Consider the following 558-nt stretch of genomic DNA (forward strand, 5'->3'; position numbering starts at 1 on the left):
AGGCTCCGAGGAATACCTCGACTCCGAGAAGTACCAGCTCAAACCCCGCGACTGGGCCACCGCCGAACGCGAGGGACGCACCATCACCCCCCTCATCACCAAGCTCAACACCATCCGGCGCCAGAACCCGGCGCTCCGGCAGCTGCGCGATCTGCACTTCCACCACGCCGACAAGGACGAGGTGATCGTGTACTCGAAGCGGAAGGGATCGAACACGGTTCTGGTGGTCGTCAACCTCGACCCCCACCACACCCAGGAGGCGACGGTCTCGTTGGACATGCCGCAACTCGGCCTGGAATGGCACGAGTCGGTGCCGGTGCGCGACGAGCTCACCGGTGAGACCTATCACTGGGGCAGGACCAACTATGTGCGCCTGGAGCCGGGCCGTACGCCCGCGCACGTCTGCACGGTTCTGCGACCGTCCACCCCGCAGATCGGAGGGTCACCCACAACATGATCGTCAACGAGCCCGTGCCGGACACCTTCGAGGACACACCGGCCAAGGACCGGGACCCCGACTGGTTCAAGCGAGCCGTCTTCTACGAAGTGCTGGTCCGC

Annotated in this window: 1 pseudogene; it reads left to right on the top strand. The window is 65.2% G+C overall.

The window, feature by feature from the left end:
* Window positions 1-457 (top strand): annotated as a pseudogene (locus H0H10_RS00020) (DUF3459 domain-containing protein); the annotation flags it as partial.
* Window positions 458-558: the final 101 nt, after the last annotated feature.

This window comes from Streptomyces griseicoloratus, assembly GCF_014534645.1.
GTDB classification, from domain to species: domain Bacteria; phylum Actinomycetota; class Actinomycetes; order Streptomycetales; family Streptomycetaceae; genus Streptomyces; species Streptomyces griseicoloratus.